Origin of the sequence: Microcoleus sp. T3_B1 (assembly GCF_036700445.1) — a bacterium.
Classification (GTDB): Bacteria; Cyanobacteriota; Cyanobacteriia; order Cyanobacteriales; family Microcoleaceae; genus Microcoleus.
In genome coordinates this window covers 22244-42661 of record NZ_JAUBOX010000071.1, presented here as the reverse complement: position 1 = coordinate 42661, position 20418 = coordinate 22244, and the positions used below count along the sequence as shown (strand labels likewise).

The following is a 20418-nucleotide window of genomic DNA, read 5'->3' as shown; positions in this document are numbered from 1 at the left end:
AACCAAAATTGGGACGTATTCTCCGCTTATAAAGCCAGTTTAGGCTTTGTTTGGGCTTAAAATTTGTTTAAGTCCCGTTATGTGGAAACGTTTGACGTATCCGCTCCCAATGCTCAAAACGCAGCGACAGCTATTGTCGATACTCTTATCGACTTTGTAAGACGCAATCAAACAAACCCAAGAGTTGAATTTGAGAAGATTATGATTAGAAGTTCCAAAGGAGAGCGATTAGTATATAAGAGTCTTAGCGAACTTGAAAATAATCGCAGTACAATTTCGGAGGCATTACAAGGATTAAATGGGACAGATCGGGATTTTATCAATACCTTCTGGCGGGCGAAGGTCGATGGAAACCGTTTTATCGGCATTACTAAGGTTTTAGGCATCTCCGCTAAACAGGCAACTACTGGAGAGATTCTTTTCTCTACTCAGCCTTTCTCTGAGGATGCAGAATTTTACCTAATCGAAGAAGATACAAGCACCACAAATCTTCCTTTGGAAACTCGACCGGGTGGAGCGGAGTTTCAGACTGCCTTTATCCTTAAGCAGCCCGAAACATTTCCCAAGGAAAAACTGGGTTGGTATGCCAGTACAATGCGTAAAGAGGTATTCGAGCTGGTATTCAATAACAAAAAAGACCCGGAATCAGGCTATAACCCAGATGGGAAATATCTCAAAGCGGCCAAACGTGCATTTAACTATTTCATGGCTCTTGGTAACATAGAAGCAATGGAAGCTATAACACCTGTTTTCAGCACACTGCAAGCACAGGTTAACCAGCAAGTTACCGTTATGGAAGCGATTCGAGCCGCCTTGAATCCTGAAGAAGTATCTACTAGAATCCTTAAAACTTATGATGCTGAAGCAATGCTCAATAACGTTGCCAACATTATCGATGGTCTTCTACCGGGAGTTGGAGGCGAGGTGAATAAAACACCCGCTCAGATAGCTGCGGAATTAAGAGAATTTGCCGCACAGCTTGAAGAAACTTCTGACGGATTCTTGAAACAAAATAAAGATCAAGGTAATAGCCTGGCTATATTATTGAATTCAGCTAAATCAACGATTAATCGCGGTGTGAGAGAGATGGTTCAACCAATATTGGATACCTACCTAATCAACTACCATCAAAACCTCCCATAAAACGTTTCAACTCCTACCCAATTGTGTTGCTATGACTGAATTTTTCTTCCCACCAAAAGACGTAAAAGCAGTCAACCCAGCAGAAGCCAGAAGGCTGTTTGAGCAAGCCAATCATTTCTGGTTTGAGGAAGGATGCTATCACCTTGTCCTACCGCTTTATCTAGAAGCCCTCAAGTACGACCCCACTGACCCAGTAATGCTCTATCAACTGGCTGTGGTTCTGCGGGCGTTTGAGCGCTTCGATGAGGCAGCACTTGCACTCGAAATGGCATCTCTTCACCAAATCCTTCTCAGCAAAATAGGCAGAAAACTTTTAGATAGAAGGAAAAAATGGCTGCTGAAACATCTTTATAATGCACGGCCCTTGCCCATACCAGCAATAGAAATCGACATAAAACAATTTGTCTTAAAGACTTTTAATTATAATGAGTGGCTTGAAATTGCTATTGCTGCTAGCGAGCGGAGAATGTTTCTTTTGGCAGCAATTACCTATGACAGAAGTCTGCCTTTTTCTGAATTCCAAAAAACTTGGGAAGCCGAACAAGCCAGACTTAATAATCAGAGCGATATCGCAATATTAAATAATCTGCGACCATCCGCCAGACAGCTATTTGAGAAAGCCAATCATTTCTGGTTTAAGGAAGGACGCTATCACCTTGTTCTACCAATTTATCAAGAAGCCCTCAAGTACGACCCGACTGACCCAGTAATGCTCTATCAACTTGCGGTTGTGCTGCGAGCCTTTGAACGGTTCGATGAAGCTGTGCAAGCACTCGATCTGGCATCCCTTTATCAAGACCGTCTGAGTGAGAGGGGCAGAAAGCTTTTTGCTACAATGAAAGAGTGGCTACTGCAACGTCCCTCTTATAGGCCGCCTCTGCCCATTCCCGCGTGGGAAATCGACCTCAAGCAACTTTATTCGATGAATTTTAATAGGAATAATTGGTCTGTAATTAGTGCTGCTGCTGAAGATCGTAGAATGTTTCTTTTGGCTTACGAAACTTATCTTAATGGTAAGGGTTGGTATGACTCTGAAATACTTAAGGAGGAAGAAGAGCTGCGACGCGAGAATGAGAGCGATCGATCGAACTTAAATTATATGCGACGAGATTAAGGTAACTTCTCTGTGCAATATTTCAAACTTACTTAAGACCTTACCATCAAGACATTAGTCCGAGACCATAATTCACATTGTTGCCAAAGTCAAAGAGGAAGTTGAGAACTATGAATCACATAGAAGCAAAGCGGTTATTTGATGAAGCGAATCGTCTGTGGTTTGGGGATATAAAGTTCAACAAAGTGCTACCTCTGTATCGAAAGGCCCTGAAGTACGATCCAACCAATCCTGTCATTCTCTATCAGCTAGCTAACGTGCTGTGGGCTTTTGAACAATTTGACGCAGTGCCAGCGTTAGTTGCCAAAATAGAAAAACACTTAGACCGTTTCAGCGATTTCGGGAAAGAAATGTTTGCTAAAGAAAAATCCCGGTTGCTCGCTCCATCACCTTTCAAAACTCCGATGCCCATACCAGCTTGCTCCATTGACTTAGAAGAACTTGATTCAAAGCGTTGGCCTTGGGAGAAATGGATGGACATTAGATCGCCAGCAGAACAGCGCAGAATGTTTAACTTAGCAGCCCGGGATCGAGATAGAGGTTATCTTTTCGATGGTGACTCAGCAAGAGAGATATGCAAATTAGACGATAAAAACAGCGATTGTTTTGATGATTGACTACTAATGTTCCCCGATGCAAAAGAGTAAAAAATTCTTTGAAAAAGCTGAGCTTTTTTAGAGAAATTTGAAGAATCTCAGCTTTTTCAGAACGAGTGGAAAAACATGAATATCATAGAAGCAAAGCGGTTATTTGATGAAGCGAATCGTCTCTGGTTTTCGCAAGGAAAGTTGAACAAAGTATTGCCACTGTATAGAGAGGCCCTGAAGTACGATCCGTCTAATTCTGTCATTATCTATCAGCTAGCTAACGTGCTGTGGGCTTTTGAAGAATTTGACGAAGTGCGAGCGTTAGTTGCCAAAATAGAAAGAAACTTAGACCGTCTCAGCGATTTCGGGAAAGAAGTGTTTGCTAAAGCAAAACCCAGGCTGCTTTCTCCATCACCTTTCAAAACTCCGATGCCAATACCAGCTTGCTCCATTGACTTAAAAGAACTTAATTCAATGGGTTTATCTCACAAACAATGGATGTGTATTTCATCAGCAGCAAAACAGCGCAGAATGTTTAACTTAGCCGCCCTGGGTGAAGAGCGAAGTTTTCCGTTTATCACTCGTCAATCACAAATAGAAAAACGCAAACTCAAGCAAGAAAACGACAATTGTTTTGGGTATTTAGAACTAATGTTCCCAGACGCAAAGCGATTATTTGATGAAGCGAATCGCCTCTGGTTTGGGTATGGAAAGTTCAACAAAGTATTGCCACTGTATAGAGAGGCCCTGAAGTACGATCCGTCCAATCCTGTCATTCTCTATCAGTTAGCTAATGTGCTGTGGACTTTTGAACAATTTGGCGAAGTGCGAGCCTTAGTTGCCAAAATAGAAAAACATTTAGACCGTTTCAGCGATTTCGGGAAAGAAATGTTTGCTCAAGAAAAATCCCGACTGCTCGACCCATCACCTTTCAAAACTCCTATGCCAATACCAGCTCGCTCCATTGACTTAGAACAACTTGATTCAAGGGGTTGGTCTTGGGAGAAATGGATGGACATTGGATGGCCAGCAGAAGAACGCAGAATGTTTAACTTAGCAGCTATGGCTGAAGAGCGAAGTTGTATTTTTGATGGTGACTCAGCAAGAGAGATATGCGAACTCTACCAAAAAAACAGCGATTGTTGTGATGATTTACTACTAATGTTACCCGAAGCAAAAGAGTAAAAAATCCTGAAAAAACTGAGCTTGTTTCAACTGTATCCCAAGAAAAAATGAAAGGAGCAAATGACTAAAACTAAGGTTTTGCCCCAACCCCGTCACAGAGACGCCGATCGCGATCGCTCACATTAGGATTAGTTCTCAAATAATCTCCCACCCAGTCACAGCCCCTCACCAGCAAATCGTCAAGATCCAAATTCCACAAAATCACCCGATTATCCCGGCCTGCAGAAGCCAGAACCTTCCCATCCGGGCTAAAACTCACACTCATCACACTATCCTTGTGACCCGTCAAAGTTTTCAGCAAAGTCCCGCTGCGACTCCACAGCTTCACCTTATGATCGTAACTGCCCGAAGCAACCAACAAACCATCCGGGCTAAAACCCACGCTAGTCACGCTGTCGCTAGAACCCTTCAGCAGCGTCGCCACCAAAGTCCCATCTACCTTCCACAATTTCACCGAATTGTCGTAACCAGCCGAAGCCAGCATTTTGCCATCAGGGCTAAAAGCAACCCCCAACACAAAACTGTTGTGAGCTGCTTCAAAAGTTCTTAGCAAACGACCGTCCCGATTCCAGAGTTTGAGAGTACCATCATCGCTTGCAGAAGCCAGCATCGAGCCGTCGGGACTGAAAGTCACCCCAGTCACCCAGCCTGTGTGTCCCGTCAAAGTCTTAATCAGCCTGCCGTTTCTAGTCCAGAGTTTCACAGTCTTATCCTTGCTAGCCGTTGCCAGAATCTCGCTGTCGGGGCTAAAACTCACGCTCATCACGCTGTCAGCGTGGCCGTCGAGAGTGAACAGCACAGAAGGCGAACACGGGAATAGCGGAGCCGAAGGACAAGGGAGAATATTATTCATGCCATCTTCTGTCAAACTCCACACCTTCACCGTTTTGTCGTAACTCCCAGAAGCAAGTAGCTGGCCGTCGGGGCTGAAACTGACGCTGGCGACTCTCTGAGTGTGTCCTTCCAAGGTTTCGAGCAAAACTCCCGTGCGACTCCAGAGTTTGATAGTGTTGTCCGTAGAAGCAGAAGCCAGCCTTTGGCCGTCGGGGCTGAAAGTAACGCCTTGCACCCGGTTTTGGTGTCCGTCGAGGGTTTTGAGCGGCACGTCATCGAGTCGCCACAGCCTGATAGTTTTGTCAAAACTTGCCGAAGCCAAGGTTTTGCCTTCCGGGCTAAAACTCACCTGAGTAACTCGATCGGCGTGTCCCTCAAAAGTTCTCAGTAAGCGACTCTCTGGTTTAATGTTGCTAGCATCGGTTGGGCGTTTGTCGCCAACACCAGCAAGACTCCAGAGTTTGACAGTCCCGTCTGCACTTCCAGAAGCAAGTGTTTGACCGTCGGGGGAGAAACTGACACCAAATACCCACTTGCTGTGTCCCCGCAAAGTTGCGAGCAGTTCACCTTTTTTTGCTGGTGTTGAATTTTCTGTTGGTGGGTGTTTGAGTGCAGCGAGGCTCCAGATTTTCACCGTTTTATCTTCACCCGCACTGGCGATCGTTTCACCATCGGGGGAGAAACTGACGGTGTAAATTTTCGAGGGTTGTCTGTTTTCGCTGTGCCATAAATTAGCGATTAACTTACCGTCGGAACTCCACAGTTTCACAGTACCGTCATCGCTCGCCACAGCGATTATTTTGCCGTCGCGGCTGAAGCTTAGCCAATTTACGGGAGCAAATTGTTCGATCGTTCGCAGCAGCGTGCCATCGGTTTTCCAAAGTTTGATAGTTTTGTCTGTAGAGCCACTGGCGATCGTTTGACCGTCCGAGCTAAAAGCAACGCTGGTAACGCTATTAGTATGCCCTTTGAAAGTTGCCAGTAAACTGCCGTCTGTTTGCCAAATTTTGACAGTTTTATCTAAACTGGCCGAGGCTATGATTTTGTTGTCGGGACTGAACGTGACACAGGAGACGCTGTTAGTATGACCTTTAAAAGTTGCCTGCAAACTGCCGTCGCGCCGCCAAAGTTTGACTGTTTTATCTACACTGGAGGAAGCTATTGTTTCACCGTCTGGACTGAAGCTAAGACCCCAAACTACATCGCCGTGTCCTTCCAAGCGGTTGCGTTCTTTGACTCCATAAACTGCCTGCTGGAGGGCGGCAGAAATCAGAATTTCGGTGTCTTTGAGAGTAGACATTTGTTGGGAGTGTTCGATCTGTTTCCACTTTTTACCAGCTCTCAAACTTTCCATCATGGCGTCAAATTTGTTGTTTGAGAAATAAAGTGCTTCTGAAGCGGCTGTCAGGGTACTGATTTCGGCTCGCTGAGTTTGAGCGACAGCTAGCTGTTTTTGACCCACAGCCCGCCACCAAAAATTTACGGCGGCGATGGTGGAACTGGTGAGCAGCATGACGCCGATCACTGCTAATCCCAGCAGTTGTTTGAGAAAAGTATTGGCTCGGTAGAGCTGTGCTTGACTCATTTTTTTGTCTGCTTCTGCTTTGTGCAGTCTCGCTTCTAAGCCGAATCTTTGGCGGATCGGTCGCACTAAATAGTCGTGTACCAATTGATAGCGGTCTTCGGGGGCTTCCCGTAGCAGAAATAGCAAACCGTGACCAACTAAAATGTCTAAAATTAAGTCGAGGTTGTCGGTTTTCTTTTGTCGGCTTTCAGGGTCTTTGGCGAAGTGTCGCGGTAGGGGAATTCGGTTTCTGCCGATCGCCGATAATTCGGTTTCGCGGGCATCGGCTGGCTGCGAGCCTGTAACTAATGAGAGTTCGTGTTTAGTTTTTATCAGTCTAACGCCTCTTTCATCTGTCAGGGAAAACAAGATTTTCCAAGCTGCGTCTTCGTTAACCAGGCCACAGTCAGAGATGACTCTTTCGAGCGATCGCTTCACTAATTCCGCTTTGGGATTGTCCCCCAATTGCTGGTATTGTGCTAGACTGGTAATACCTTCTTCTTGTAGTTGCGCTCCTACTACCTGCAATTCGATTGGTCGCACTTCTTGCAGTTCGTCTGCTAAATCTTCTACGAAGGCATCGATCAGTGCCGGCTCTAAATAAAATTCCGCCCGTTCTGTTAAGTGTCCGATGACAGCCCGCGCGTCTTTGATAGAAAAACTCCGCAGTTGGTAGCGGATACTTTTGTCGAGAATGTTATTGTTAATAGCGTCAAGATTAGGGAAGCGATCGCAATCTAGTAAGTAGTGCAAATAATCTTCGCGCAAGCACAGAATGATCTTGACATAAGGCAAGTTCAAAAACAAACGCAAAAAATTATAAAAAAGTTGTCTTTGTGCCACTGAAGTCGAAACAAAGAAAAACTCTTCAAATTGATCGAAAATCAGCACAGTCAACAAATTATTTGTGGCATTTTCGCGCAACTGCTCTATAATAAAAGAAGAGACTTCCGAGCTGCGAGCCGGAATCAGCGAGCAACTTCTTTTGTGGATTTCCTGTAGTCCTTTCGAGATTAATTTACTTTCCTCTTCGGCTTGTTTGTCGTACAGTGCGCTGTTCAAAGCATTTTCTAACTCCACCAGCCAGTCGGTGTAAACTTTGACTACTACAGGCAATGTATCCCGCGCGCCCGGAGTAATATTTTTCAAAGCTGGTACTAAGCCGGCATTGACTAGAGAACTTTTCCCGACTCCGCTGGGCCCATGAATAATAGTTAATTTATGGTCGTCCCTGCTAATTCTTTCTAGCAAGCTATTGATATCTGTTTGGCGCGAGTAAGCTGTCATTTCGGCTGCGATGGCAGCTTGGTTTTGAGCTGAGGGGCCTGAAGGATTGACCGCTTGGCGCTGCTGCTGCAATTGGCTGGCTCCGATAAAAGCTCTAAATCCGTATTGATATTCGATCGAACGCTGGGTTTTTTTAATCCGAAACGCTTTAAGATACTCTCCCTGCTCGAAATAAACCGCTTGTAATTCCGTCAAAATATCGATGTAAAGTCGGGGGTCGTACTTCGGCTCGCTTTGAGATTGAGCCAACTCCAAAGAATGAACCGCCGCTTCCCACTGGCCTAGCTGCCGCAAACTTCGGGCTAAAAGTAAAAGATACGAACTCCTGTCGGATTTAGGATGTTGGATTTTAGATTTGGGTTCGTTACTTAACTCGTTAGGGCCGAGAAATTCTGGATAATTTCCCTCAAACCCCAATCTCAAATCTTCAATCAGCAATCTCAAATCATTAGGCGTTTGATCCAAAATCGCCAAAGCCAACTCGGCTAGCTGGCGGGCTTGACTCCACCTCGACTCTTGCAGGGCAACTTCAGCCAAAAAGCCGTAATCTTGAGCTAGTTGGCTGGGAGTACCGTAAGTGAAGTGCAACTGCAAAGAATTTTCAGCTAATGCTTGCAACTCTCCCCAAGCTTTCAGGCGCTGCAGCACTTCTCCGAGGTGTGCTGTCACCTCAGCTACTAATTCCGGGCGTGAGGCCAGGGAGAAAGCGTTTCTAGATTGTTCCAGGCTAATCCAAGCTTGTTCCCAGTGCTGGCGGTTGGCAACCGGGTTTCTGGCTGCTTGCAAGCGGTGACACAGGGCTATGTGAAACAGCACTATGCCTTCTCTCTCTAAAAATAAAATATTGGGGACAGGATTCGACAAGGAGGGGAAGGTTTCTGGGTTTTCGGAATTTTCCAAGTTTGCCAGTTCCCAGTTGCCCGTTTGCTGCTGCCAAAATGCTAAACTTTCTTGGTAGTGAATTAAGGCTGTTTCGGTTTGATCGCTGACATAGTAATCTCGACCGAGAACGAATTGCAGGCTGGCTTTGAGGGCGGGTTCTAATTCTTCACCGCGATTTTGTAAATCTCTTAAAGCTAATTCTAGTTCTCGGCGTGGCAAAGAGCCGATCGCCAAATCGAAGGTATTGCCCGGACTCAATGGCGAATACGAGTGGACATCTGATTGTCGTGGGTTTTGGGGCCCTGAGTTAAAAGTTAGAAAGCGTTCTCTGGGGCTGAGTTCGCGCTCCATGTCGCGTTTTTCGCACTGGGTGTCGCAGGTCTCACAATTAGCGATGGTGCTGACGTTGCTGCTGGCGAGTTCTTGATTAAGTTCGCCTATTTTAAATATAGTATCGGCCCGCCTAGCGAGGAAATTAATTAATTCGTCAACGCCCATTTCAAATTTAATTGTGGCGGCGGCCCAACTTTTGAAATCCGGGGCCAGACGAATCATTTTGGTCACGATATCATCTGTTACCCACAAAATCACTGGGCAGGAAAAATTTTTGCGAAATTCGTCTCGCACTTGATTGGTAGAAGCCATCAATTCGTCGATCGCTACTACTGTTTCTAAACCGAATACCATCAAAGCCGAGGCGGCACCGACAGGCGAGTACCCCTCGTGAAAAGTGCTTGCCTGCAGGGTCGTGTAGAGGGTTTTAACTGAAGGTGGCAGGACGATATCTTGAATTGGAACTGGGGACACTTCTCGCAGCCGCTGCGCTATTGTCTGCCGCAACTGCTCGTAGTTGCAACGCACCAAAATTAGCGAGAATTGGTGTTGAGACATTGTGATTGACCTGACCAGAGTTTTGAGCGATCGCTCGTTGTAGTTGGCAGTTTCTTGTACCTTAATTAGATCGGTCATGCGTGCACCTCTTTTGCATTAATCAATTACCTAACGCTCGCCAATCGTGACTGAAAGCGTATCTACTTAGACATCGCCGTCTCTGTCTCACGCTTTATCTCTGTATAAATACGTAGTTTTCCGTACTTGTCCTATCAATACTTACATATTTATTAGATCCAATGTAAAGATATCATACCTCTCAATCTCATAGAATGCTAGACTTGCCAATAAAAATTTAAGGTTATCTTAGATTTTTTGATTCAGGTATATATAAAGGACTACAGATCGTAAATAGCCAACCGCTAAGTTTATCCTTATAGCGACGACTAGCTATTAGTAAACAACTCCCATATATCTGTAGCAGGCATTTAACACAACAGCCAAAACAATTGTCGTCCGGGATGGGATTATGTGAAGTTAAGAGCAACAGGTAAAAACAGACATAGGGGGTATGACATTGCAGATATGAGAGTTGAGAGTGGGCAAAGTCCTTAGTGTGGTGGCAAAGTTTTACAGGACAATAACATTCACCGCCTATAGCCAGCATTCAACAGAAATCTGCCAGTGGCAAAAACCGCTGGCAGATTTCTGTATTGGATGGTAAAATTTCGGATTTTTGAGCGATGAATTTTCCGTTAAATACTTTCTAAGTCCCTCGTGGTTAAGGGTTCTTAGAGTGGCGAAGCTATCTCAAAAATCCCAACTATTTTGCTTCAGTGCGCTGCAGCCACTCCTTATATTTTCTGGTTTCTGCTAGGGCTGGATTAATCCCAAACCAACGACCTTCTTGATCGCGGTATTCAAAGACAAACATACTTCGCAACAAGATTTGAGACTCTTCTTCGCCGGTTACACTTTGTCGGTTGACGACTTGAAACAGCAATTCCCATTCCATGTCATTGATGGCTCCCAAAAGGTCATCGCGATATTCTTGAATGACGCTTTCGAGGCATTCGCGAGAGAAGGGAGGGTCTTCGTGCTGCAAACAGCTATACAAAAGCATCAGTAGATTGCGAACGTGACCGCCACTAATCCGACAAAGCCGATCTAAAGTTTCGGGAGAGTCAAACACCTGGGAAATCAAATCAAGGCGTTGAGGGGGAGCAACTTTCGGGAAAGCTCTAGCTAATACTAGCTGCCGCAGCAGTGCCATTCCTTCGAGGTGGTCTTCGCCCGATCGCACTTGCACTGGTACCATCGGCATCACCTTGGGCTTGACTCCAAATCGACTGGCGAGGCGGCCGAAGTCGTTGGAAAAAATCAAAGTCAGGGGAATCGTGTAGACGACATGGCAACTGAGTTTTTTCAACTGTTCGCCGCGGTCTAAAAACAGGTATTCTGGCTGGGTGCGTCCGTTGGGTTTGATGCAGGGGTCAAGGCGATCGAGGTTGTCAACGATGACTGCGAGTCCTTTTTTGCCTTGGTGCTTGAGTTCGGCGTTAGCTTTGTTGAGGAGTTCTTCGTTGATGGACTGCAAGATGCTGTTGGTGCGGGGTTCGAGATATTGCCTGAGTTGCGATCGCAGTTTGGGAGAGTCTTTCGTTTTAGCCGTAACTTTAGCAATGCCTATAGATAACTCCGCTTCCGCTGACAAATCTATGGGAGTCTGCAAAAATTCTGCCACTTCTGCAAACAGATTTGTAAAATAGCTCGGTCTGAGTTTGATTTTAGCGGATTCCATAGTTTCGCTGACTTGGCGCGCAATGCTCAGCAAAATATCGCTGATATCTACATCACCCATGTCTAAGTCTTGGGAAGACTCGAAGTAAACGACGCAAAAACCCTCTTGTTCGAGCTCAGCTTTGAGTCGAAACAATTCCGTAGATTTGCCACAGCCGATATGTCCTGTAAATAGCTGACAGGTTGGCTGGTCAGGCGAGATGCGGGTAATGGTTCGCTGTAAAGATTCAATGATTTTGCCGCCCCGCACGGAACCAAAATCAATGTAGTATTGATAATCCCCTGGGTCTCCCGCAACAAGGGTCTTGCTGGGGTTGCAGGCTTTATAGAATCTGTCTAATTCGAGTGCGATCACAATGGAAGCCGAATAAAAGTTAAAAAGTTAATCGAAAGTCTAAACTTTCTTTACTTGAGTTTAGTTTGATTTGTAACCTTTTGCCCTGTGGGGTAATGCCCTAAATACCCAAAGAACCTTTATCTGGTAAGGGGTTTTCCCGGCGCAGGAATTGGGAACTTTTAATTAATAATTTTTTATTACTTAGCGGTATCCGTGATATTACTGATATTGGCAGGAGTCTGGGTAAATTTGCGGGGATCTGGTTAAATGGTAGGGGAAAACAGGGCTCAAGAGACAGAGATTAAACAGTTTTGAATTTGTGCTAATCCTTAATTACTATATTGTCAAGACGTAGATGGCTAGTTTTGGAGCGGTTTCTCAAACAGAGTTAGGGCGCAGGCGCCAAAAGTTGCGGCAGCAGAGACGCGCTCGATTGGCGGCTGTTGTGTGGCAAATGCTGGCAGCAAGCGCGATCGCCGGGGGTTTGCTGTGGTGGATTGGGCAGCCGGCTTGGTTGATTGCCCGATCGGAACAAGTGAAGGTGGAGGGCAATCAGTGGCTATCGGATAAGGCGGTGCGGTCTTTGGTTCCGCTGTCTTACCCGCAATCATTGTGGGGGATTCAACCGCAGGCGCTGGCCCAAAAGCTGGAGTCAACGGGGCCCATCGCTAAAGCGAAGGTGACTCGTAACTTGTTTCCGCCGAGTTTGACTATAGAAGTGGCAGAACGCCTGCCGGTGGCGATGGCGCAGCCGACGGCGGTGTTGCGATCGAACAGTGACAAGGAAAAAGTGGGGTGGCTGGACGCTCGCGGAGGTTGGATGCCGTCGGATAGTTATACTGCTGTACGATCGCAGAATAGTTCGATCGGGCCCGGCAGCATTCCGGGAACGCAGCCTCAGCGTTCTTTGCCCACTTTAAAAGTCATCGGGCCTTTGGAACAGTATCGCGCCTCTTGGCCGAAGTTTTACCAAGGACTCAGCGGCTTGACGGTGAAAGTGTTTGAGATTAATTGGCAAAACCCGAACAACTTGATCTTGAAAACAGAGATCGGTACCGTACACTTAGGGCCGTACAGTTCCAAGACTGCGGAGCAACTTAAGGTTTTAGACCGAATGCGACAATTGCCAAAACAGATAGATTCAAGCAAAATAGCCTACATTGACTTGAAAAATCCTGCTTCGCCGATCGTCCATTTGCCACAACTCCCCGGCAGTTTGGAAAGTTCAACTCCCGCACCAACTCGCGCCCAGAATTGATCCTCTGTCAACAGAAGGTAGAAGGTATCGATCGATAGGCAGAATTTTTGCCCATCAGGATCTATAGGCAGGGCTTGCAATCAGCACAGTTTTTGGATAGCGCTCCGCGTCTGGGGCTAGTATCCATTTTTTTTCCTTCTGCCTTGCTTACAATTGCCTTGATCCGGTCAAGCACCTTGATGGCGTCAAGCGAGGTCTGGGCTAGCGAGGCCGGCAAAATCCGAGATTGCTAACATTAAGCATCCATCAGTGTTAGTTTTTCGCGCAACTTAGCCTATAGTTGATTGTGAATTGGCGTTTAGTTAACAAGCTCTAATCTACCATCCCCGACTCTAATGAAGCTTAATAATAGACAGGGGTCTGACCAAGACAGTCCCCCTTCGGAAGAAGTAAAAAATTTTCCGGTGGCTGCAGATTCCGCCAATCCCTTTAGACGCAAGTCTGGTTATGTAAATGTAGATAGTATTGATATCGATCCTATGGTCAATCCCAAAGACATAATGCCCAGCAGTGCCGCCAAAATCAAAGTAATTGGCGTCGGCGGTGGTGGGGGCAACGCCGTTAACCGGATGATTGCCAGCGAGGTTTCTGGTGTCGAGTTTTGGTGTGTGAATACAGATTCCCAAGCTCTGGTTCTCTCAAATGCTCCGAAACGCTTGCAAGTCGGACAGAAGTTGACGCGCGGTTTGGGGGCGGGGGGCAATCCGGCGATCGGTCAAAAGGCTGCGGAGGAATCTCGTGACGAGGTTGCTAATGCTCTGAATCACGCGGATTTGGTATTTATCACAGCCGGCATGGGCGGCGGTACGGGCACGGGCGCGGCTCCGATCGTGGCTGAGGTCGCTAAGGAAATGGGCGCCTTGACTGTAGGCATAGTAACGCGGCCTTTTACGTTTGAGGGACGGCGGCGCACCAGCCAAGCTGAGGAAGGGATTGCGGCTTTGCAAACCCGGGTGGATACGCTGATTGTAATTCCTAACGACAAGCTGCTGTCTGTGATTTCGGAACAAATGCCCGTACAAGAGGCTTTTCGAGTTGCTGACGATATCCTGCGCCAAGGGGTTCAGGGTATTTCTGACATTATTACTATTCCCGGTTTGGTGAATGTTGACTTTGCTGACGTGCGGGCAGTAATGGCTGATGCGGGTTCGGCTTTGATGGGCATCGGCGTGGGTTCTGGCAAGTCGCGGGCTAGGGAGGCTGCGATGCAGGCTATTTCTTCGCCTCTGCTGGAAGCTTCGTCTATTGAGGGCGCTAGAGGTGTGGTGTTTAACATCACGGGCGGTACTGACATGACGCTGCACGAGGTGAATGCGGCGGCTGAGACGATTTACGAGGTTGTCGATCCGAATGCCAATATTATTTTTGGAGCGGTGATTGACGAGCGGCTTCAGGGCGAAATTAAGATTACTGTGATCGCTACTGGTTTTTCGGGGGAAGTTCCGGCGTCTCCGCCTCCGGGGCGGACGCAAAATGTTAATGCTCCTTGGCGGGCTGCAACTGTGCCGGTGACTCCTGCTCAACAGACGCCCGATCCGAAAGCGAAACCGCCGCAGGATTTGGGATTGGATATTCCTGAGTTTTTGCGTAACCGTCGCCCGCCAAGATGATTTTAGATTTTAGATTTTAGATTGGGGATTTGGCGATTTTGGATTTGGCGATTTTGGATTTTAGATTGGGGATTTGGCATTGAATCTCCACTCTCCCATCTAAAAAATCGAAAATATCGATCATCTAAAATCTCAAATCTAAAAAATCTAAAATCTAAAATCTAAAATCTAAAATTTCCAGGGTTTGTCCTGGTTCGGGTTCGAGGAGTTGGGTGGAGAGTCCCGATTTTGCTAGTAAATCGCGAAATTCGGGGATGCTGCCGATCGAGCGCACTAACATTGGTAAAATGCCTGTGGCTCGGATGTCTCCCGCCGCTGTAGGCAGGAAAAACCTAGGTTTCAGTGTTTGGGCCAGGCCGAGGGCTTCAGAAGGCCCGATGATGACTTGTCCGAGGAATGGGAAGATTTGACCGATGACTGGGGCGATGGCTACGTCTACTGTGTCTATTTTCTGTTTGACTTTTTCTAATGGCGGCAGGTGCGGTTCGTAATAAAGTGTCTCGCCGCTGCTTAAATCTTTGAGCAAGTAGCCGTTTTCTTCCTGTCCGGGCCCGATTTCGGCTCCGGGTACGGCGGTAATTTGTAACTTTTCTTTATAATTAAATTCTTGCCAATTGGCTAAAGATGTGATATGGGTGTAACCTAAACTGCTGAGGACTTTGGCGGCGGTGGGTGAGGCGATCGCGGGAATCGTGCGATCGAGCTGTTCGAGTGTTGGTCTGTGACAGTGGTCGTCTAATCCTTGGGAAATCAGGATGAGGTCGATCGGCGGTAAGGTGCTGGGAGTGAAGGGGACGGGGGTGTTGTGGTAGGCGGTGAACAGCCAGGGTTGACCGTAAAATACGAGGGGATCGACCAGCCAGGGATCGACGAGGATGGTTTGACCGGCGATGTGGAAGATCCAAGAGTTGAGGTCGATTCGGGTGAGTTTCACGGTTGTTTGCAATAATTCTTTACATTTGGTTTAATCATAGCTAATTTTGTTTGGGAATTTTAACGCCTTCGGAAGCACAGGCGGGACGCCCGTGCCACGGGGAAGCACAGGCGGGACGCCCGTGCCACGGGGAAGCACAGGCGGGACGCCCGTGCCACGATGAACCCAGATATTATTGGGATGTGTCTGTGTTTATCTACGGTTGAAAAAAGATGATTAAATCGAAGATTCCTGTGGCTTTGACTGTGGCGGGTTCTGATAGTGGCGGCGGGGCCGGAATTCAGGCGGATTTGCGGACTTTTGCGTTTCACTGCGTGCACGGTACAAGTGCTTTGACTTGCGTGACGGCTCAAAATACTTTGGGGGTGACGCGGGTGGATGCTTTGCCGGCGGAGGCTGTGGCCGCTCAAATTGAGGCGGTGGTTGGGGATATTGGGGTGCACGCTGTGAAAACTGGGATGCTGCTGAATCGGGAAATTATGGCGGCGGTGGCTTCACAGGTGGAAGCTTTGGGAATAGGGAATTTGGTTGTCGATCCGGTGATGGTTTCACGATCGGGCGATCGATTGATTGATGACGGGGCGATCGCATTTTTGCGGGATGTTTTGATTCCAATGGCTGCTGTCGTGACTCCGAATCGGTTTGAGGCTCAGATTTTGAGCGGTTTAGAGATTGTTTCTCTAGACGATATGCGATCGGCGGCGCAGCAGATTTATCGTTTGGGTGCGAAAGCTGTTTTGGTGAAGGGCGGCGGGATGGCGGGAGATTTGCGGGGAATTGATGTTTGGTTTGATGGTACGCGGTTGGATGTGTTGAAGACTGAGAATGTTGATACTCCCAATACTCACGGGACTGGTTGTACTTTGAGTGCTGCGATCGCCGCTAATTTAGCATTAGGTAAAGATTTGTTTACGGCGGTGACATTAGCTAAGAATTATGTTACTACTGCTCTCAAATATGCTTTGGATATTGGGGAAGGTCAAGGCCCAGTAGGGCATTTTTTCCCCCTGTTACTGAAGTAATAAGTTATTTGTTACTTGTTTGAGTCTGCTAATAATATCAAATCCCTTAGCATCGAAATTATTCCTCTCTCTCTTCTCTTCCTCTGTGTTCTCTGCGTACTCTGCGGTTAAATCATTCCGATCCAACCGCAATTGATATAACCAATAACATGAGTGAACCGCCAACAGTCAACAATCAGTTAATTTCTTAATTTTTCAGGCGAAAGAGCGATCGCCACCAAGTCTTCGATTTTCTTAATATTCGGATCGCCGGCCAAATAACCAATCCCTCGGTGCAAGTGCAGGCGAAACTGTTTCGCTAGAGTTTCTTTTTCTGTGCCTAAATTGTCTTGGTGACAGCGCTGCTTGAGGGCCATTATCAAGATTTCGGCCATGTCGCCGCCGAAGACATCCCAGCTTAATTCGACGTTGCTGTCGCTGGGAATTGGTACTGGCGATGGGATGCTGGGTTCGGCGAGCGATCGGCAAAATCCCCACCTGCATAGAATATTCCACTGATCGATTTTTGTCGAGCGTTTCAGTTTTGATAGTTGGTCTTTGCCTGTTTGGGAGAGGCGGATGCGATCGACTGGTGGTTCCATGAGTTTGAGATTGTTTGGTATATTGTAAACAGTGTTAATATTGGGGAAGCAAAGCCTCTAGATAACTGGAAATAATTAACATTTTTTTACACGGCGCGACTTGATTAAATCGGTTTTTTTTGGTATTCTTATTTTAGTAGGATTTATCCTTAATAATGGGATGGTGGCAAAAATAAAATTTTCGCAACCATCCCATTATGATATATATACTACCGCAACTCCCCAGCAAAGTCAAGGGGGTTGCGGCTATTTTTTAGCGCGAATTTTTATTCCCAGAAGTAACCTTTTTCGACGGTGGTTTGGTGTTTGGCGGAGTCGTATTTGAGGAGGTAGCTGTGGGCGATCGCCTCTAATTCTTGGAGTTTTTCGTATTCTACTTTTCTAATTTCCGTGTCGGTAGAAAGCAGGATGACTTGGTGGCTGGCTGAGGGGAAATAGCGTTCCACTAGGTTGTTTCTGTGGGAGGAGTCGAGGCGGCCCAAGGGAGTGTCGATCGCCACTGGCAATTGTCTCCCGGATACTCTCGCTAATCCCCACAAAAAGGCGATCGCCAGCAGTTGTTTTTCCCCGGCTGAAAGTCGGTGTTTGGGTACCGGTTTGCCTTCTGGATCGTAAATGGAGAGGCTAAATGTTTGAGTGTCGATCGCAACTCTGTGCACGAGGTCGGTTTTGTGCAACAGGTAGCGGAAACAGTCGGTAATTTCTATTTCGAGTTTGTTGAGTTTTTTGAGGGTGAGTTTTTCTTTAAAGAGTTTCAGGGTAGCTTGGGCTTTGGCGATCGAAGCGATGACGTGTTGGCTGTTTCTGATGGTGATGAATTCGCTGCTGTAGTTTTCTAGTTCTTTTTGGTTTTTGGCTAATTCTCTCTCTAATTCATCGACGCGGCGGTTGGCTGATTCGCAGGCTGCGGATGCGATAGCGACTGCATTTTGGGCTTTCCTGACCTCATCTTCTAGTTTTTCGTAGGCTTCGGGGGAAGCGGCGGCTGCGAGTTGTCTGTCTGTAAAGTCGATTTCTGCTTCGATGTTTTTGATTTCTTCTATTTGGTCGCGGGCTAGAATTTGCTGGGCTTTGATTTGGTAGTTAAGAAGGTTTTCTAGTTGCTGGATGCTGTTGTTGTCGGCGTTCATCCAGGGCGGGGCGTCTGTTCCCGCTTGCTGTTCGAGTTCTTGGTTTTCTTGGCGGATGAAGTCTTGAATTTTATCTAGCTGTTGGGGATTTAAGGAGATTTCCGCGATATAGTTGAGAAGGCGATCGCTTCTTTGTTTGATAACATTTTGGGCAATCTTTGCTTGCTGCTGGCTGGCTTCTGTTTCTGCTTGAATTTTGGCTTCACTTAGCAAGGGCGAAATTAGGGCTAGTGGTAGCGTATTTGATGCCAATTCCATCATGGTTTGACGGGTTTTTTCGGCCTTATTTCGGTAGTCATTTAGCTTGCTGTCTAGTTGACTGCGATCGGCGGCAATTTTCCCGCCTTCAGAAATAAATTTTTCTGATGCTTGTTTCTGATTTTTTTGAGCTTTATCTAATTCGTTTTTAAAGCTGGCTTGTTCTTGCTTAGCTAAGTCTATTTCATCAGTAATTGTCTTAAAAGTTTGTTCGATTTTCTCTAAAGCAGCCAAGTCTTTTTTGCCAGCAATTTCTTTCCGCTTGCGGCCGGCTAATATTTCTAAATCGACGGCGAGGCGTTCTGCTAATTCTAAACCTAAAAGAGATTTAATCGCCCCGACGACAAAATCTGGCGGTGTTTCGAGTTCGGCGAGTTCTTTTACTTGTTCGCCGTCAAACAAAAATAGGTTGGATATTCCGACGGGCAAAAGGGTTTCGATGTATTCGTCCCAGGTGTTAGTAATTGCTTTGTCTGACCACCAATCGCTGACAATCTCGCTGTAGATGAGAATGCTTAAGTTATCTTTGATATCTGATTTTTTCCAGTATCTAACTATTTTGAATTGAGCTAATTTGTCGTCTTGGACTTGTTCAAATGTTAGTTCGACGCGGGTATCTTCTAATGGGGGAGTGTGGCGGTTGACGCATTGATTGAGAAAGTCGCTGTAGCTTAAATTGCCTCTGGTGGAACATTGGGCGCGGCCACCGTAGAGGGCGAGGCGAATGCCGTCCATGAGGGTGGTTTTGCCGCCGCCATTCATGCCGCCAAATAGGATGACTGGGCAGGGATTTCCGTCTTTTTCGGGGCGGAGATTGATGGTTTGGGTGCCTGCATAGGGCCCGAAGTTTTTGAGGACGAGTTCGAGGAATTGCATTATAGATGTTGTTGAGATGGGATGAAAGTTGGTGGGTGCGATGTGTGAGTCCCCCAGTACGACAGGGATTGAAATCCCTGTCTCATAGCTGAAGTCCTCTGAAGAGGACTGAAGTTTGTGACTGTTGAATCTGGGTTTTTAGTCGGTTTTAACCGACTTTCGCTATTAGACGGGGATTTCAATCCCCGGCGGGCTTGTGGGTAAGCCCGATCGCCCCCAAAGTCCGAATAGCTGGAGAACTCGCGAGTCTGACAGTTGGTCAATGTTTTTCAATTAATTCTCTGGCGAATTCGGGTGCCACTTGGTGGGTGGATTGTCTCGATCCGTGATTTGTTCTAAATGCGAATTTGTGGTTTTTTGCAAGTGATGTTCCTTTTGATTTATCACATAAGCGACTGCTGAGTCTAGTTGTTTTTGTCCTAAAGAAAATACTCCGTATCCTTCTTGCCACGAAAATTTATTGGGATTTTGCAAAGTTTGATTGAGATAACGACTGCTGCTACCTTTAATATTTTTAACGAATTCAGCGATCGATTGGGTCGGAGGAATGGAAACTATTAAGTGGATGTGATTTTCTGTGCCGCCGATCGCATGAAGGATGCAATTGAGGGTGTCTGCTTTGCCAATGATATAAGAGTAAAGTTCTGTTTCTTTTGCCGGAGATATGAGAGGCTGTCGCTCTTTTGTTGCCCAAACTAAATGATAGTACAGCCGCCACATTGCCATAAAGATTTTTCCTCCTAATTCTTTAGGTTAATTTATCATTTTGTGACAAAATCCGAGAGTGCGATCGGGGTCGATCGGCGAGTCCCACGATCCGACAGTCCGAGAGTCCGACAGGGATTGAAATCCCTGTCTCATAGCTGAAGTCCTCTTTAAGAGGACTGAAATCGGCGATGGTTTGATTTGGTTCTTCAGTCGGTTTTAACCGACTTTTGCTCTCTCGACGGGGATTTCAATCCCCGGCGGGCTTGTGGGTTAGCCCGATCGCCCCAAAGTGCGCTCAAGAGGACTGAAATCGGCGATCGTTGAATTTCACCCTTCAGTCGGTTTTAACCGACTTTCGCTCTCTCGACGGGGATTTCAATCCCCGGCGGATCTTCGGGTTAGCCCGATCGCCCCAAAGCCCGATCGCCCCAAAGCCCGATCGCCCCAAAGCCCGATCGCCCCAAAGCCCGATCGCCC

At 46.7% G+C, this 20418-nt stretch carries 13 protein-coding genes; 7 read left to right on the top strand and 6 right to left on the bottom strand.

Annotated elements, in window-relative coordinates:
* Positions 1-81 precede the first annotated feature (81 nt).
* The 4 genes from QT990_RS27620 (at position 82) to QT990_RS27605 (ending at position 4029) form a co-directional block, all read left to right on the top strand.
* The gene (locus tag QT990_RS27620; protein WP_333144065.1) at positions 82-1143 is read left to right on the top strand and encodes a hypothetical protein; all 1062 of its coding nucleotides are present in this window, start codon (positions 82-84) and stop codon (positions 1141-1143) included.
* 31 nt (positions 1144-1174) lie between these two features.
* Positions 1175-2257 (top strand): tetratricopeptide repeat protein, encoded by a 1083-nt coding sequence (locus tag QT990_RS27615; RefSeq protein WP_333144064.1) that lies wholly within the window; start codon positions 1175-1177, stop codon positions 2255-2257.
* 110 nt (positions 2258-2367) lie between these two features.
* Positions 2368-2874: a tetratricopeptide repeat protein gene (locus tag QT990_RS27610; RefSeq protein WP_333144063.1), complete on the top strand. Its 507-nt coding sequence runs from the start codon at positions 2368-2370 to the stop codon at positions 2872-2874.
* A gap of 105 nt (positions 2875-2979) precedes the next feature.
* A complete protein-coding gene (locus QT990_RS27605) occupies positions 2980-4029 on the top strand; it encodes a tetratricopeptide repeat protein (RefSeq protein WP_333144062.1) in 1050 nt (349 codons plus the stop codon).
* A gap of 70 nt (positions 4030-4099) precedes the next feature.
* On the opposite strand, the gene QT990_RS27600 is transcribed toward QT990_RS27605, so the two are convergent.
* Together QT990_RS27600 and QT990_RS27595 are read right to left on the bottom strand one after the other, a co-directional pair.
* Positions 4100-9565, bottom strand: coding sequence for a WD40 domain-containing protein (locus tag QT990_RS27600; RefSeq protein WP_333466006.1), 5466 nt, complete (start codon positions 9563-9565; stop codon positions 4100-4102).
* A 685-nt stretch (positions 9566-10250) separates the two neighbouring features.
* Positions 10251-11582 (bottom strand): ATP-binding protein, encoded by a 1332-nt coding sequence (locus QT990_RS27595; protein ID WP_333144060.1) that lies wholly within the window; start codon positions 11580-11582, stop codon positions 10251-10253.
* A 337-nt stretch (positions 11583-11919) separates the two neighbouring features.
* Between QT990_RS27595 and QT990_RS27590 the strand changes: the two genes are divergently transcribed.
* Positions 11920-12822 (top strand): FtsQ-type POTRA domain-containing protein, encoded by a 903-nt coding sequence (locus QT990_RS27590; RefSeq protein ID WP_333144059.1) that lies wholly within the window; start codon positions 11920-11922, stop codon positions 12820-12822.
* 335 nt (positions 12823-13157) lie between these two features.
* Complete coding sequence (ftsZ, locus tag QT990_RS27585; protein ID WP_333144058.1) at positions 13158-14432, top strand: cell division protein FtsZ; 1275 nt, start codon at positions 13158-13160, stop codon at positions 14430-14432.
* Between the two features lie 154 nt (positions 14433-14586).
* Here ftsZ and QT990_RS27580 read toward each other — a convergent pair whose 3' ends face one another.
* On the bottom strand, positions 14587-15366 hold the full coding sequence (locus tag QT990_RS27580) for an MBL fold metallo-hydrolase (protein ID WP_333144057.1): 780 nt from the start codon (positions 15364-15366) through the stop codon (positions 14587-14589).
* Between the two features lie 212 nt (positions 15367-15578).
* Between QT990_RS27580 and thiD the strand changes: the two genes are divergently transcribed.
* Positions 15579-16388 carry a bifunctional hydroxymethylpyrimidine kinase/phosphomethylpyrimidine kinase gene (gene thiD, locus QT990_RS27575; protein ID WP_333466005.1) on the top strand — a complete coding sequence of 270 codons (810 nt, stop codon included), beginning with the start codon at positions 15579-15581 and terminating at the stop codon, positions 16386-16388.
* Between the two features lie 179 nt (positions 16389-16567).
* Here thiD and dndE read toward each other — a convergent pair whose 3' ends face one another.
* From dndE to tnpA, 3 genes are all read right to left on the bottom strand, one after another.
* Positions 16568-16969: a DNA sulfur modification protein DndE gene (gene dndE, locus QT990_RS27570; RefSeq protein WP_333466004.1), complete on the bottom strand. Its 402-nt coding sequence runs from the start codon at positions 16967-16969 to the stop codon at positions 16568-16570.
* A 266-nt stretch (positions 16970-17235) separates the two neighbouring features.
* On the bottom strand, positions 17236-19233 hold the full coding sequence (gene dndD / locus QT990_RS27565; protein ID WP_333466003.1) for a DNA sulfur modification protein DndD: 1998 nt from the start codon (positions 19231-19233) through the stop codon (positions 17236-17238).
* A gap of 273 nt (positions 19234-19506) precedes the next feature.
* A complete protein-coding gene (tnpA, locus tag QT990_RS27560; protein ID WP_333144052.1) occupies positions 19507-19959 on the bottom strand; it encodes an IS200/IS605 family transposase in 453 nt (150 codons plus the stop codon).
* Between the last annotated feature and the right edge of the window lie 459 nt (positions 19960-20418).

Bases quoted from the DNA above. Each gene is read 5' to 3' on its own strand.
- ftsZ (WP_333144058.1), top strand. From the start codon at position 13,158: ATGAAGCTTAATAATAGACAGGGGTCTGACCAAGACAGTCCCCCTTCG.
- thiD (WP_333466005.1), top strand. From the start codon at position 15,579: ATGATTAAATCGAAGATTCCTGTGGCTTTGACTGTGGCGGGTTCTGAT.
- QT990_RS27590 (WP_333144059.1), top strand. From the start codon at position 11,920: ATGGCTAGTTTTGGAGCGGTTTCTCAAACAGAGTTAGGGCGCAGGCGC.
- dndD (WP_333466003.1), bottom strand. From the start codon at position 19,233: ATGCAATTCCTCGAACTCGTCCTCAAAAACTTCGGGCCCTATGCAGGC.
- tnpA (WP_333144052.1), bottom strand. From the start codon at position 19,959: ATGGCAATGTGGCGGCTGTACTATCATTTAGTTTGGGCAACAAAAGAG.
- dndE (WP_333466004.1), bottom strand. From the start codon at position 16,969: ATGGAACCACCAGTCGATCGCATCCGCCTCTCCCAAACAGGCAAAGAC.
- QT990_RS27615 (WP_333144064.1), top strand. From the start codon at position 1,175: ATGACTGAATTTTTCTTCCCACCAAAAGACGTAAAAGCAGTCAACCCA.
- QT990_RS27605 (WP_333144062.1), top strand. From the start codon at position 2,980: ATGAATATCATAGAAGCAAAGCGGTTATTTGATGAAGCGAATCGTCTC.
- QT990_RS27610 (WP_333144063.1), top strand. From the start codon at position 2,368: ATGAATCACATAGAAGCAAAGCGGTTATTTGATGAAGCGAATCGTCTG.
- QT990_RS27600 (WP_333466006.1), bottom strand. From the start codon at position 9,565: ATGACCGATCTAATTAAGGTACAAGAAACTGCCAACTACAACGAGCGA.